The organism is Gordonia sp. CNJ-863 (assembly GCF_001942325.1).
Taxonomy (GTDB): domain Bacteria; phylum Actinomycetota; class Actinomycetes; order Mycobacteriales; family Mycobacteriaceae; genus Gordonia; species Gordonia alkanivorans.
Genome location: NZ_MKKG01000055.1, coordinates 175,228 through 189,325 on the forward strand (window position 1 = coordinate 175,228; position 14,098 = coordinate 189,325).

The 14,098-nt window shown below is 67.8% G+C and carries 15 protein-coding genes; 4 read left to right on the forward strand and 11 right to left on the reverse strand.

Features of this window, described 5'->3' with window-relative positions; translation table 11 throughout:
- Positions 1-20: 20 nt before the first annotated feature.
- The 4 genes from BJF87_RS21095 to BJF87_RS21110 all read right to left on the reverse strand — a co-directional run bounded on the left by BJF87_RS21095 (position 21) and on the right by BJF87_RS21110 (position 3,250).
- The gene (locus tag BJF87_RS21095) at positions 21-377 is read right to left on the reverse strand and encodes a zinc ribbon domain-containing protein YjdM (protein WP_075863840.1); all 357 of its coding nucleotides are present in this window, start codon (positions 375-377) and stop codon (positions 21-23) included.
- Complete coding sequence (ychF, locus tag BJF87_RS21100; RefSeq protein ID WP_035751083.1) at positions 370-1,449, reverse strand: redox-regulated ATPase YchF; 1,080 nt, start codon at positions 1,447-1,449, stop codon at positions 370-372. The genes BJF87_RS21095 and ychF overlap by 8 nt, the downstream gene beginning before the upstream one ends.
- An 83-nt stretch (positions 1,450-1,532) precedes the next feature.
- Positions 1,533-2,834, reverse strand: a complete 1,302-nt coding sequence (locus BJF87_RS21105) for an AI-2E family transporter (protein WP_035751080.1) — start codon at positions 2,832-2,834, stop codon at positions 1,533-1,535.
- A gap of 86 nt (positions 2,835-2,920) precedes the next feature.
- A complete protein-coding gene (locus BJF87_RS21110) occupies positions 2,921-3,250 on the reverse strand; it encodes a hypothetical protein (RefSeq protein ID WP_230461821.1) in 330 nt (109 codons plus the stop codon).
- A gap of 106 nt (positions 3,251-3,356) precedes the next feature.
- On the opposite strand from BJF87_RS21110, the gene BJF87_RS21115 reads away from it, so the two are divergent.
- From BJF87_RS21115 to BJF87_RS21130, 4 genes are all read left to right on the forward strand, one after another.
- The gene (locus BJF87_RS21115) at positions 3,357-4,889 is read left to right on the forward strand and encodes a DNA-3-methyladenine glycosylase 2 family protein (RefSeq protein WP_035751077.1); all 1,533 of its coding nucleotides are present in this window, start codon (positions 3,357-3,359) and stop codon (positions 4,887-4,889) included.
- Between the two features lie 68 nt (positions 4,890-4,957).
- Complete coding sequence (locus BJF87_RS21120; RefSeq protein WP_035751074.1) at positions 4,958-5,521, forward strand: methylated-DNA--[protein]-cysteine S-methyltransferase; 564 nt, start codon at positions 4,958-4,960, stop codon at positions 5,519-5,521.
- Between the two features lie 55 nt (positions 5,522-5,576).
- Entirely contained in the window at positions 5,577-6,806 is a 1,230-nt protein-coding gene (locus tag BJF87_RS21125) for a DNA recombination protein RmuC (RefSeq protein ID WP_035751071.1), read from the forward strand.
- Positions 6,807-6,810: 4 nt separating this feature from the next.
- The gene (locus BJF87_RS21130; protein WP_187346528.1) at positions 6,811-7,746 is read left to right on the forward strand and encodes a DUF6542 domain-containing protein; all 936 of its coding nucleotides are present in this window, start codon (positions 6,811-6,813) and stop codon (positions 7,744-7,746) included.
- Positions 7,747-7,761: 15 nt separating this feature from the next.
- On the opposite strand, the gene BJF87_RS21135 is transcribed toward BJF87_RS21130, so the two are convergent.
- The 7 genes from BJF87_RS21135 to BJF87_RS26185 all read right to left on the reverse strand — a co-directional run bounded on the left by BJF87_RS21135 (position 7,762) and on the right by BJF87_RS26185 (position 13,497).
- Positions 7,762-8,325, reverse strand: coding sequence for a nucleosidase (locus BJF87_RS21135; protein WP_075863841.1), 564 nt, complete (start codon positions 8,323-8,325; stop codon positions 7,762-7,764).
- 50 nt (positions 8,326-8,375) lie between these two features.
- Positions 8,376-9,155, reverse strand: coding sequence for a fructosamine kinase family protein (locus BJF87_RS21140; protein ID WP_075863842.1), 780 nt, complete (start codon positions 9,153-9,155; stop codon positions 8,376-8,378).
- Positions 9,152-10,075 (reverse strand): SDR family oxidoreductase, encoded by a 924-nt coding sequence (locus tag BJF87_RS21145; RefSeq protein ID WP_006357387.1) that lies wholly within the window; start codon positions 10,073-10,075, stop codon positions 9,152-9,154. Before BJF87_RS21145 ends, BJF87_RS21140 begins: the two co-directional genes overlap by 4 nt.
- 33 nt (positions 10,076-10,108) lie before the next feature.
- Positions 10,109-11,134, reverse strand: coding sequence for an N-acetylmuramoyl-L-alanine amidase (locus tag BJF87_RS21150; RefSeq protein WP_035751063.1), 1,026 nt, complete (start codon positions 11,132-11,134; stop codon positions 10,109-10,111).
- A 219-nt stretch (positions 11,135-11,353) separates the two neighbouring features.
- The gene (locus BJF87_RS21155; protein WP_075863843.1) at positions 11,354-12,418 is read right to left on the reverse strand and encodes a GTP-binding protein; all 1,065 of its coding nucleotides are present in this window, start codon (positions 12,416-12,418) and stop codon (positions 11,354-11,356) included.
- Positions 12,406-13,251, reverse strand: a complete 846-nt coding sequence (locus tag BJF87_RS21160; protein ID WP_075863844.1) for a rhodanese-related sulfurtransferase — start codon at positions 13,249-13,251, stop codon at positions 12,406-12,408. Before BJF87_RS21160 ends, BJF87_RS21155 begins: the two co-directional genes overlap by 13 nt.
- Positions 13,252-13,311: 60 nt before the next feature.
- Positions 13,312-13,497 carry a hypothetical protein gene (locus BJF87_RS26185; RefSeq protein WP_042375637.1) on the reverse strand — a complete coding sequence of 62 codons (186 nt, stop codon included), beginning with the start codon at positions 13,495-13,497 and terminating at the stop codon, positions 13,312-13,314.
- Between the last annotated feature and the right edge of the window lie 601 nt (positions 13,498-14,098).

The window sequence follows — 14,098 nt, forward strand, 5'->3', positions numbered from 1 at the left end:
CGACAAAACGCAACGAGAACTCACAGAACCTTCTTCACCACGCTCGACTTCAGTTGCATCTGGCCGAAATCCGGGATCTTCGCGTCGATGTCGTGGTCACCGACGCCGTCGGAGATGAGCCGGATGTTGCGCACCTTGGTGCCGATCTTGATGACGCCGCCGCCACCGCCCTTGACCTTGACGGTCTTGACGATGGTCACGGTGTCGCCGTCGGCGAGCACGTTGCCGACCGAATCCTTGATCACCGCATCAGCCGCAGCTTCGGCGGCTTCGGAGGCCGACCACTCATGCCCACACATCGGGCACACCAGGAGTGCGCCCTGCTCGTAGGTGAATTCCTGCGAGCACTCCGGGCAGGGCGGCAACTGGTCAGACATTGAAGCGGAACTCAACCACATCGCCGTCCTGCATGATGTAGTCCTTGCCCTCCATCCGGACCTTGCCGGCAGCCTTGGCCGCGGCCATCGAGCCGGCTTCGTCGAGGTCGGCGAAGGACACGATCTCGGCTTTGATGAAGCCCTTCTCGAAGTCGGTGTGGATGACTCCGGCGGCCTTGGGTGCGGTGTCGCCCTGACGGATCGTCCAGGCGCGCGACTCCTTGGGGCCTGCGGTGAGGTAGGTCTGCAGGCCGAGGGTATGGAAACCGGCGCGGGCCAGCGACGTCAGGCCGGGCTCGTTCTGGCCGATCGAGTCGAGCAGCTCCTGGGCGTCTTCTTCGTCGAGTTCGAGGAGTTCGCTCTCGACCTTCGCGTCGAGGAACACGGCGTCGGCGGGTGCGATGGCGGCACGCAGTTCGGCCTTCTTCGCATCGTCGGTGAGCACGCCCTCGTCGGAGTTGAAGACGTAGAGGAACGGCTTGGCGGTCATCAGGTGCAGCTCGCGCACCGACGACAGGTCGAACGAATCCTTCTGCGAGAACAGCGTTTTGCCGCTATCGAGGATCTCCTGCGCCTTCTTCGCCGCCTCGAGGGCCTCGACTAGGTCCTTGTTCTTGCGCGAGTCCTTCTCGAGACGCGGAATCGCCTTCTCGAGGGTCTGCATGTCGGCGAGGATCAGCTCGGTCTCGATGACCTCGATGTCGGCGAACGGGTCGACGCGGCCGTCGACGTGCACGACGTCGCCGTCGTCGAAGACGCGGACGACCTGGCAGATGGCGTCGGCCTCGCGGATGTTGGCGAGGAACTGGTTGCCCATGCCCTCGCCCTCGGAGGCGCCCTTGACGATGCCGGCGATGTCGACGAACGACACCGTGGCGGGCAGGATGCGCTCGCTGCCGAAGATCTCCGCGAGACGCTTCAGTCGTGCGTCGGGCAATTCGACCACGCCCACGTTGGGCTCGATGGTGGCGAACGGGTAGTTGGCCGCCAGCACATCGTTACGGGTCAGGGCGTTGAACAGGGTCGACTTACCGACGTTGGGCAGACCGACGATTCCCAGGGTGAGACTCACGGGCGCCCAGTCTATCGGCACCGGCCGCGAGGCCCGACGCTGCGTCGGGCCTAGCTGCTCGGCTCCGATCGCCGGCCCCGTCGTCAGTCGCGGTCCAGCAGACCCTTGACCGGGTTCGGCGGGTCGTTCGGCGGTTCCTTGTCGGGGACGCCCTTCTGTTTCGTGACGGGCGCACCTTCGGGCGCCAGTGTCTCCCCGGCCCGTTCGGCGATCTGCTCGTTCAGGTAGCGCAGCACCACCGCCAGCGACGCGACCGCGGGCACCGCGAGGAAGGCACCGGTGATGCCGAACAGGGTGCCGCCCAAGGTGACCGAGAGCAGCACGATCACAGCGTGCAGATCCATCGACTTTGCCTGCAGCCAAGGCTGCAGCACGTTGCCCTCGAGCTGCTGCACCGCGAGGATGACGCCGAGCAGGATGAGTGCGGTGGTCAGGCCGTTCGACACGAGCGCGATGAGGACGGCGAGCGCGCCGGCGACGAAGGCACCGACGATCGGGATGAAGCCGCCGAGGAACGTGACGACCACCAGCACCCCGGCCAGCGGGACCCCGAGGATGAACAGGCCGAGACCGATGAGAGCGGCGTCGACGAAACTGACGACCGCCTGCGTACGGATGAAACCGCCGAGGCTGTTCCACATCCGGGTCAGCACCTCGCCGACGTGGGTACCGGAGGGCTTGCCGACCGAACGGTCGAGCCACGGCACGAACTTCGGCCCGTCCTTGAGGAAGAAGAACACCAGCACGAACGCTGTGAAGACGGTGACGAGCAGCGACGTCGCAGTGCCCACGCCGCTGAACACACCCGAGGCGATGGTCGACGCACTCGACTGCAACTTGCTGGTGATGGCATTGACGATGTTGTCGAGCTGCTCGTCCTCGATGTTGAGCGGGGGTCCCTGGACCCAGTCCTGCAGATGCCGCACGCCCTCGGTCGCACGGTTGGCGAGTTCCGGAGCCTGGGAAACGATCGACGGCACGATCAGCCCGATGACGCCACCGAGCACTCCGAGCCCGATCAGCATCATCAGCAACGACGCCGCGGCGGCCGGTACGCCACGATTGCGCATCCATCGCACCGGCGGCCACAGGATCGTGCACACGATGATGGCCAGCAGGACCGGCAGCAGGATCACCCAGAACTTGCCGAGGAGCCAGAACATCACCCAGAGGGCGGCCGCCACCAGCACGATCTGCAGACCGACGGTCGCGCAGGAGCGCAGGCCGGCCATCATCACCTGGGCGCGCGTCGGGTACGCCTTCTCCTCGACCCCGCCGAGAACGGCGTCACCCCCGAGGACGGCATCGGCCCCTACCGGGATGGAATCCGAGTTGTCGGTTCCGGCCTCGCCGTCGGCACGCTGATCATCCGAGCTGTCAGTCACCCGTGGATCTTCACACACCACGATGACATTGCGGCGTCGACGTGACGGATGGCATCGCCTCGCCAGCGCGAACGCCCTCGGGCCGGTCAGCGCCGGCGCAGTTTGCGCCCGAGGAAGCGGATCAGCGAGTTGACCGCCTCGAGTTCGGCGTCGACCTGGTTGAAGACCGGCGGAACGTCGTCCCGACCGCACATCTCGATGTCCGGCGCGTCGATCGGCCCGCTGGGCGACTCGTCGGCTCGCCCGCGGTCCCACGGCACCGGCGTGATGCCCTGCTCGGTCTCTTCCGTGAGCGCGCGCTGGATCGTCTCCGGGCCGTACAGGCCCATCATCATCTCCAGGCCCCATCCGGGTAGCCCGGCGAGGGGGAGGTCGTCATGCCGGCTTCCGCGTCGGCCATCGAACCGTGTGGACATGGCGCATATCGTGCCACAGGACTGTTACTCAGATCACATGTTCGGCGTCAGTTGCCGCGTCCGATTTCCGCCAGAACTCGTGCGTGCCGGATGTCAGAGTGGACAGGTGACCACAGCATCCGTCGAACAGACCATCCCGGGCTCGGCTCCGGACTTCGACCGCTGCTACCGCGCCGTCCAAGCCCGGGATGCACGGTTCGACGGCCAGTTCTTCGTCACCGTCCGCACCACCGGGATCTACTGCCGTCCGTCTTGTCCCGCGCAGACGCCCCGACCGCACAATGTCGCGTTCGTGTTGACCGCGGCCGCGGCCCAGCAGCAGGGCTACCGCGCCTGCCGACGATGCGCCCCCGACGCCGTCCCCGGTTCGTCGCTGTGGAATGTCAACGCCGACATGTCCGCCCGCGCGATGCGTCTGATCGCCGACGGCGTGGTCGAACGTGAGGGCGTCGCCGGTCTCGCCGCGCGGCTGAAGTACTCACCCCGACACCTCAACAGAGTCCTCACCGACCACCTGGGAGCCGGTCCGCTCGCGCTCGCCCGCGCACACCGCGCCACCAACGCCCGGGTGCTGATCCAGTGCACGTCACTACCGATGTCCGACGTCGCGTTCGCCGCGGGCTTCGCCAGCATCCGGCAGTTCAACGACACCATCCGTGCCGTCTTCGGACTCACTCCGACCGAACTCCGCCGCCTCCGCAACCGGCGCGACCGCCCGCGGTCCGACGCGGCGTCCGCCCCGGGCACCGTCGCCCTGCGTCTGCCGTTCCGCTCGCCCTACCGCTGGCCCTGGATGCGCTGGTTCCTGTCCGCGCACGCGGCGGCCGGGGTCGAGACGGTGGTCGACGACGCCGACGCACCGCTCGGCTGGCGGTTCAAGCGCGTCATCGCTCTCCCGCACGGACCCGCAGTCGCCGAGATCGAACCCCACGACGACCACGTCGGTGTGGTCCTCACACATCTCGACATGCGTGATCTCGGAGCCGCGGTGAACCGCGTGCGTCGGCTCCTCGACCTCGACGCCGACATCACCGCCGCCGAAGACGCCCTCGCCGACGACCCGACGCTCCGCACGCCGATCGAGGACGCACCCGGACTTCGCGTACCGGGCAGTCTCGACGCCGCCGAGATGATCATCCGCACGATGCTCGGCCAGCAGGTCAGTCTCGCGGCCGCACGGCATCAGATCGACCGGCTCGTCGACGCGCTGGGCCAACCGCTGCACGACGCCGGGCAAACCGAGGGCGACCTCATCCTGAAGGCGTTCCCGACCGCAGCTGCCATAGCCGCCGACGGGCGGGACGTCCTACGCGGACCGCGCCGTCGCATCGACGCCGTCATCGGGGTGGCCGAGGCCCTGGCCGAAGGTCGGGTGGAACCGCATGTTGGGGTCGATGCGTCTGATCTACGTGCGCAGCTGATCGAGCTGCCCGGCATCGGCCCCTGGACCGCCGACATCGTCACCATGCGGGTGACGGGTGATCCCGACGTCCTGCTCGCGAGCGACCTGGTCGTCGCCCGGGCTGCCGCCGACCTCGGACTCGATCTGCGCGACACGCACCACTGGGCACCGTGGCGGTCGTACGCGACGGTGCACCTGTGGCGACACCGCCTCGCCGGCGACGGCGAGGACGTATGACGAGCGGATCTCCTATGACGCCCCCTCCGACACCGATTCGATCCGAACCCCGATCCGACAGGAGCGACATGTCCGCACCGTCCCCCACCGTCTCCGACGCCGACGTCAGCACGACCAACACCGGCACCGGTGGATACGCAACCGTCGACACCCCCAACGGCCCGTTCACCGTTGTCGCCGACGACTCCGAACGTGTACTCGCGTCCGGGTGGACCGACGATCCGGCGTACCTCTCCGCACTCATCCACCGGTCGTTGCGCCCGGAATCACTGCAGCGTTCCGAGACGCTGGGCAAGCTCACCGACGCGGTGTCGGCGTACTACGCGGGCGAGGTCGAGGCACCGTCCCGGGTCGAGGTGGTCCAACTCTCCGGCGGGACCTTCCTCAACAAGGCGTGGGACGCCCTGCGCCTCGTCGAACCGGGCCGGCCGGTCACCTACACCGAGTTCGCCGAGCGGGCAGGCGAACCGGCCGCCGTCCGGGCAGCGGCAACCGCGTGCGCTCGCAACGCCGCCGCACTGTTCGTGCCATGCCACCGGGTGAAGCGCAGCGACGGATCGCTGGGTGGCTTCCGCTACGGGCTGGAGACCAAGAAGTGGCTGCTCGACTTCGAGGCCCCCGCCGGGGACTGAACCGGCGCGACACCGCCCAGCCGGTTTTGTCGGAGGCATCCGACACCATCAGGGCATGATCGCAGCAGCCCTGTCACTCGTATTCGGCGTCCTGCTCGGCATCGCGCTGGGTTGGTGGGCGCACGCCGCGCGCAGCGCCGGGGTGGTCGCCGCTGCCCGCGCCGAGGTCGAGATGCTGCGCGAGGGCCGCAGCGAGGTGGCGTCGTCGTTGTCGTGGGCCACCGAGGATGCGGCACGTCGACAATCCACCGCGATCGGCGGCCAGGTGCAGCACATCGTGGAACCGCTGCGCGCCACCCTCGCCCAGCTCTCCGACGAGCTGCGCCGGGTCGAGTCCAATCGGATCGGCGCCTACGCGGGACTGACCGAGCAGGTTCGCGGCATCCATGCGGCGTCGGTTGCGCTCAACGACCAGACGCGACAGCTCGCCAACGCGCTGCACAGTTCCCATTCGCGCGGCCGGTGGGGCGAGGTACAGCTCGAACGGGTCGTCGAGCTGGCCGGTATGGCCAAGCACTGCGACTTCAGCACCCAGGTGTCGCTGCCGGACAAGACGAGGGAAGGAACGACGGTCCGGCCAGACCTCGTCGTCCACCTCGCGGGCGGACGAGACATCGTCGTCGACGCGAAGGTGCCGCTCGACGCCTATCTGCGCGCCGCGGAGTCCACCGACGCCAAGGCACGAGACCGTCTGATCGGCGAGCACGCTCGGGCTCTGCGCGCGCACATCGCGCGGTTGTCCGCGAAGGCCTATTGGACGGCCTTCGAGAACACCCCGGAGATGGTCGTGCTGTTCCTGCCCGCCGACGCGGTACTCGAGGCCGCTGTGCGCACCGACCCCGACGTCCTCGAGTACGGCTTCGCCCGCAATGTGGTGATCGCCACCCCGACCACCCTCATCGCACTGCTGCGGACCGTCGCGCTCGGCTGGCGCCACGACGCGATGGCGCGCGACGCAGCGGTGATCCACGACCTCGGCATGGAACTCCACCAGCGGCTCGCCGGTGTCCTCGGGCATCTCGGGACACTCGGCACCTCACTGCAACGCACCGTCGACGCCTACAACTCGACCATCGGCTCGGTCGAGAGCCGCCTCGGCGTCACCGCTCGACGCCTCGCCGAACTCGACGCTCTGGGCGACGTGAGCGAACCACCCCGCCCCCGGGTGATCCACGACACCTGCAGGTCCGCCGGATCCGTGGCGGCACCTGCGACGACATCGGCGGCCGCGTCCACGCCACGGTCCGGGGGTGGAGCGATTTCCGCCGATGAACCGGTACCGTGACCATGTGCCTTCCCCGCAACGTCTACAGACCGCGGTACCACTGGACCAGCAGTCCGTGATGCCCGCGGTCCGCGGAGTGCCGTGGTGGGGTGCCGTTCTCCTGGCTACCGGGATCACGGCCCTCGGCGCGGCGATCGACGCCGGCAGCAATGACTCGCTCGGCGGGATCTACAAGTTCTGCTATCTCGTCGGCTGTGTCGTCGCCGCCCTCGCCGTCCGTCGCCGCGCACTGTTCACCGCTGCCGCGCAGCCCCCACTGATCGCGTTCTTCGTCGGCATCGCCACGCTGTACGGACTCAATTCCGAGCAGGCGTCGTCCGGACTGAAGAGTCTGATCTTCAAGGTGTTGCTGCCGATCGCCGCGGATTTCCCCTGGATGCTGACGGTGTTCCTGGTGACCCTCGCGCTGGTGCTGGTCCGGTGGTTCCTGACCCGTGGCGACGACGACAAGAACTCCGGTGGCCGCGGGAAGCCGACCGGGACCCGCAGCGCATCGCGGAGCGCAGGCCGGGACAAGGCCGACCGCGCGAAGACCGGCGAAACGACCGAGCGCGCGACGACGCATCGCCGGACCAAGTCCGGCTCCGGCCAGACCGGCGCCGCACAGACCACCACGTCGCCGTCCAACCGGTCGAGGCCACAGCGGTCCCGTCCCGGCTCGGCGTCGGAGCGACCTGCCTCGTCCGAACGTCCGGCCTCGTCCGAACGTCCGGCCACGACGGCTCGTACGGCGACCGTCGAACGGACCACTGCCCAGCGGACCCCGACCAGCGCTCGCCCGACCGTCGCGGACCTCGGCGCACCCGATCTCACCCCGTCCGACGCCCCGCTCACCGGTCAGGCGGACACACCTCGCACCGAGGCCGCCGCGTCGGGTTTCCAGGCTTACGAGTCGGCCACCGACGCCGGTCCGGCCGACGTCGCCGACACCCGTTCCTGATCTGCCGGGTGGCCCTCAGCCACCGACGTTCAGTTCGATCCACTGCCCCAGCCGGCGGGCTGCGGCGTCGACCAGATCGGGCCACTCCATCGCGCCCTCGTCGGCGTTGTCGGTGACGGCCTTGACGAGCCGGCACGGGACGCCGAACTGGGCGCTCACATGGGCGACCGCACACCCCTCCATGTCGACGAGGTCGGCGTGGCGGGCGAGTTCGGCCCGACGCACCGGGTCGGCGACGAAGGTGTCCCCCGATGCGAGCACCGTGCCGTCGCCGTCCGGGAGTTCCCAGCGGTCGGTCATCTCGTAGCCCATGGCGCGGAGTTCGGCACTGCTGATGTCGTGTTCGAGCACCGCCGACGGGGTGAACAGATCGCGCCCGGAACCGACGACACCGTCCCGCAGCGCACCCGCGGTACCGATGTTGATCACCTGTCGGACCGGTGCACCGGCGGCCAGCTCCCGACTCAGCGCCATCGTCGCCCGGACCTTGCCGATCCCGGTGACGAGCAACCGCGACCCGGCAGGCAGATGCCGCGCCTCGGCTCGGGTCGCCGACACGATCAGGACGCTTCCGGACACGCCGCTCCACACTCCGTCATCAGACACCGGGTGATTATCGCGTGTCCCGATCACGCGTGAGCGCCGAGTACGGCCCGGGCCGCTCGGCTGAGCGCGGTGCCGTACCCCGGTCCGTGTCCGGCCGCGTGCACCGCGAGCGGATGCAACTGATGGAGCTCGACCCTGTCCTCCCAGCCGGGGACCAACGGATGCGTCTTTTGATACCCGACGACGATCTCGTCGAGTAGCGAGCAGCCGAAGAGCGCGAGCATCGCGAGGTCGGTCTCGCGGTGACCCCCGTGCGCTGCCGGGTCGATCAGGACGACGCCCGACGGGGTCCACAGCACGTTCCCGTTCCAGAGGTCGCCGTGGATGCGGGCGGCGGGTTCGTCGTCGTCGAAGGCGCCGCTCGCGATCAGCTCGCAGGCGGCGCGGACGGCGTCGGAGTCCGCGGCGGTCAGGTTGCCCGCATCCCGGGCCGGACGCAGATAGGGCTCGACGCGCTCCCGTGCATAGAATTCGCCCCACGAGTCGTATTCGACGGAACTCAGCGGGCGTCGGCCGATGAACAACTGGCCGTCGAAGCCGGTGGGTGGTGAACCGAACCGCGGGGCACTGGCGTCGTGCATCCTCGCCAGCGCCCCGCCGAACGCGAGGGCGGCCTCGGGGTCGGGACGGGTCGTGTCGAGTTTCTCGAGTTCGATGGCGTCCTCGCTCACGGCGAGCACCTTCGCGACCGGCGCACCGGCGTCGGCGAGCCAGCGCAGACCGGCCGCTTCGGCGGCGAAGAAGTCGGGATGCCCTCCCGGCGGACCGCTGCCTCGCAGCGTCTTACGGAAGACGCGGCTCACTGAGTGGAATGGTGGTCGCGCGCCCGCTCCTCGAGCTTGGTACCGCTGATGCGCGCGAGCTTGTCGAACCGGTCGTTGGCCACCCGCATCACGATCTCGTAGGGCAGCGCGAACTTCCGTGCCCACCAGTAGCCGAACCGGATGTCGAAGGAGGTGTAGACCATGAAACGGTTCTTGCGGATTCCCTTGAGGATCGCCGCGGCGGCGGTCTCCGGCGACACCGCGACCTTGTGGAAGTTGTTGATGGCGGCCTTGACTCGCGGATCATCGCGGTCGACGCCGACGATCTCGACGGTGTCGACCAGCGGTGTGTCCACCCCACCCGGGCACACCAGCGACACCCCGATCCGGTGGCGGCGCAGGTCGAACCGGAGGACCTCGGAGACGCCGCGGATCCCGAACTTGCTCGCACTGTAGGCGGCGTGCCATGGAAGGGCGAGCAGCCCGGCGGCCGACGAGACGTTGACGATGTGGCCGCCGGCGCCTCGTCGGACCATCTGCGGCACAAAGCATTCGATGATGTGGATCGGGCCCATCAGATTGACGTCGACCAGTGACCGCCAGTGCCGGTGCTCGAGGTTCTCGACCGTGCCCCACGCCGAGATCCCGGCGATGTTCATCACGACGTCCATCACGCCGACCTCGGCGTCGACCTGCCGCGCGAAGTTGGCCACCCAGTCGTAGTCGGAGACGTCTCCGGCGACGTGATACAGCACGGTGCCGTCGGCACGGAGGATTCCGGTGACCACCTCGTCGAGCTGGTCGGCGTGCAGATCGGTCAGCACGAGTTCGGCGCCCTGGGCCGCCGCCGCCTCGGCGGTCGCGCGTCCGATCCCACTCGCCGCGCCGGTGATCAGTACCTTGCGTCCACGCAACGACGGCACCGGAGTGTCCATCACCAGGAGATCTCGAATGCCCATGGGGCCGAGGTTAGTCGCCGGAGGCGGGCAGGCTCAGCCGATCGGCAGCTTCCCGTCGAACAGGCCGTACAGAATCGTCAGCATCGCCTTGAGGACCTGCGCCGACACGTCCTGCCCCTGGGTCGTCAGCAGCTGTACGACGGCCTCGGGCTCCTCGGTGGCGAGCAGCTGCTGGACGAATGGGATCACCACGGACAGCCCGCTGGCGTCGTCGGCCAGCGGCACCGACGGTGCGGGGGCAGAGCCGGTTGCCGCGCTGCCGTTGACGTACTTCAGGATGCCGTCGGTGATGGCCATCGCGTACTTGAGCTGGCCGTCGCGTCCGGCCAGTGCGGCGGCCTCGGCCGGGTTGGACAGGTTGCCCATCTCGATGAAAACGGCAGGCACCTTGGTCAGGTTGACCGCGGCGATGTCCGGACGCGTCTGGATGCCGTTACTCACGCCCGCGTAGTTGGCCGACGGGAATCCCGCGGCGAGGAACGAATCGCGCATGACATTCGACGCCTTGCGCCCCTCACCCGACTGCACGCGGTTGACGGTGGGGTCCGAGATCGGCAACGACGGCACGATCATGTGGAAGCCCTTCTTGGCTCCGTCCGCTCCGCGGCTCGTCGAATCGGCGTGCAGGCTCACCGCCACCGCTGCCCCGGATCGGCTCGCCGCGGCGGCGCGCTCGTCCACGCAGCCGCCCCAGCCACGGTCGTCGGGCCGGCTGAGCACGACGCGGGCGCCCTGGCTTTCCAGGCCGGCCTTCACCAGCTGGCTGATCTGCCAGTTGACGGTGTGCTCCCTCGCGCCGTTCACCCCGGTTGCGCCGGTCGTCTGGCAATCCTTCTTGCCGCCGCGCCCGTCGGGCACCTGCGCGCTGAGGCTGCGGCCGGCGGCGCTCGCCTGATGACCCGGGTCCAGGAAGATCGTCTTACCTGCCAGCGCGGCCCCCCGGGCGGGCGCGGCCTGCGCCGGGGCCACCACCAGGTTGGACGCCATCACGGTCGACGCCACCGCCGTCACGGCGAAGGCGGTCGTCATCATGCGCTTCTTCATCATCTTCTGGAACATCGGCGTTTCGAGGCGACGACCACGCGTTTCAGCTCTGGCCATTCGCCTCACTCCTCCCGTTAGGCACCATCGGTCACACTGGTAACAGACTTAACAGTGAAACAGGGTTCGCGGAGTTTGCGAAATGGAAGACCTGGACCTTTGGGATTTCGTTAGCCAGATGTGACATCTCACCCGGCGTGTCGGGTGATCCACGACACGTGTCGCGAGGATCGGCGGTCAGGCCGGCACATGCCGCAGGACGCTGAGGATGCCGTGCTCGTCGGCCGCGTCCTCCGGCCGCGCGATCGCGGCGCGCAGTTCGGCATGCACCGCGTCGGGGTCGAGGCCTCGACCGATGGCGACGAGCTCGGTCGACGGGGTCTGCGACTCCCAGGACCCGCGCTCGACCCGGACGAAACCGCCCACACCGTGGACGACGAACTTCTGCCGGTAGCGAGGCAGGTCGAAGTGCACGATGCCCTTGATCCGGAAGCAGCCGCTCGGGGGCCGCTCCAGAAACCTCGCGAGCCGCCGCGGGTCCAGGGGTTCGTCGCTGCGGAAGGCGACCGCCTCGTACCCGGCGTGCAGATGCTGGCGATCGGAGTGCCCGTGCTCTTCGAGGAAGAGTTCGTCGAGAGTCAGTTGGCCGCTACGGGGTTCGTCGTCGACGGCCGTCTCGTCGATGTCGAACAGCAGCGCGGGGTCGACGCGGGCCTCCTGCGTGATCAGCGTTGCTGCAGTCGGATTCAGCTGGCCGACAAGCTCTTCGACGCCCCGAAGATCCGTGTCGGAGATCAGGTCGGCCTTGTTGACCAGGATGAGATCGGCAATAGCCATGTGCGCGTCGACCTCTGGGTGTTCTTCACGCAACGTGTGGATGTGCGCGGCGTCGACCACATAGACCAGACCGCCGTAGCGGACCCGGGGTTCCGCCACTGCGGTGACCATTCGGATGAGCGACCTGGGTTCGGCGATACCACTGGCCTCGATGACGATCGCATCGATCTTCGCGCTCGGGCGGACGAGAGAGGTCAGCGCGTCGGCGAGTCCGTCGGCGTCGACCGTGCAGCACATGCACCCGTTGCTGAGGCTCACCGCGCCGTCGGCCTGCGCGGACACCAGCAGTGCGTCGATGTTGACCGAGCCGAAGTCGTTGACCAGCACACCCAACCTCGTGCCGGTGGCACCCGCGGTGCGCAACAGGTGGTTGAGCAGCGTGGTCTTGCCCGACCCGAGGAAACCGGCGACGACGATCACCGGAACCGGCGGCCGAGCCGATCGGGACGCGCTCAGGCCAGACATGCCGGACAGATCACCGCGAGGTCCCGGCCTTCGCGATCGGGATGATTGGCCACATTGTTCGTCGGCGCGCCGCATTCGACGCACTGTCCGAGCACCTCGGCGTGATCGGAGAACTCGGTGCTCATGCGGTTGTCGAAGACGTAGAGCGATCCTCTCCAGAGTCCGTCGTCGCGGTAGCGCTCGCCGTAGCGGACAATGCCGCCGTCGAGCTGGTAGACCTCGCTGAACCCGCGATTGCGCATGACCGTGCTGAGGACCTCGCACCGGACGCCACCGGTGCAGTAGGTGACCACCGGACGATCTTTGAGGTGGTCGTAGGCGCCACTCTCGAGCAGCGGGATGAAGTCGCGGGTGGTCTGCGCCTTGGTGACGACCGCCCCGTCGAACCGGCCGACCTGGGCCTCGATCTCATTGCGGCCGTCGAAGAAGACGACCTCGTCACCGCGTTCGTCGACGAGCTGGTGCACCTCTTCGGGCGACAGCCGGATACCGCCGCCGACCACGCCGTTCTCGTCGACGACGATCTCGTCGGGAACTCCGAACGTCACGATCTCCCGACGCACCTTGACACTCAGGCGTGGGAAATCGTCGCCGGTCCCGTCCGACCATTTGATGTCCGCGTCGGCGAACCCCGGGTACGAACGGGTCGCTCTGACGTAGCGTTTGACCGCGGCGATGTCGCCACCGACGGTGCTGTTGATTCCGTGTCGTGACACGATGATCCTGCCTCGCAACCCGAGCGACTCGCACACCGACAGCTGCCACAACCGAATGGCTTCCGGATCGGGCAGCGGGACGAAGACGTAGAACAGGACGATCTTGGGGGTCGACACAATGCAAGGGTACGGAAATCGATCGCGGCGGCCCGTACCCGTCCCCCGCCGGCGGCCGGCTCATTTCGGCCGCGTGATCTGCGCTTCGTTCGCGATCGTGATCACCGCGACAATCGTGACCGTTGCGGGATGTTCGTTACCCACCGACACCACGCCTTCACGAATCGTCATTCCGCCCACCAACGAACTGTCGACCCTCACCGAGCTCGAGTCGGCATCGACAACCACCACCACGGGTGAGGACACGGCACAGAATCTTCCCGATTGGACAATTGGGCGAGTCGTCGCACTCGCTCCCCGGGTCGACAATTCGCGCTTTCATCAGGGATCGGTCACGCCCGATTCACCGATACAGGACTCGTCGGGCTTCCATTTCTCCACACCCGATCGATCAGTCAATTGCTCGACGGGCACCAACGGGAGGTCGTCACTGGCCTGCCGTATCAACGAGGGTGGCGACTCCGGCCCCACGACGCGACGCTCCCGTCCGTCCACGGAGCCGGCCTCCTGTGACTGGGCACCCGATTACGCAATCCTCAGCTCGGACGGCCCGCAACGCGGTGCCTGCACCAATCGCTATCCGGTTCTCTATCGCTCATCAATAGTCGACTTCGGGTACACGATTTCCATTTCCCGATTCTCCTGCCTCGTCGAGACAGTCGGCTTGTTCTGTCTCGAATCGCGGTCGAAAGCGGGATTCTCGGTGACCGACAGCGGATACCGAACAATCTATGCGGCTGATCGTGCGCCCGAAGATCTGGTGGCACTCTCCCCGGAAGAATCGGACGAATCAGCCCGACGTGCGACGACCATCACGTCCACAACTCGGACATCACGGGCCACCACT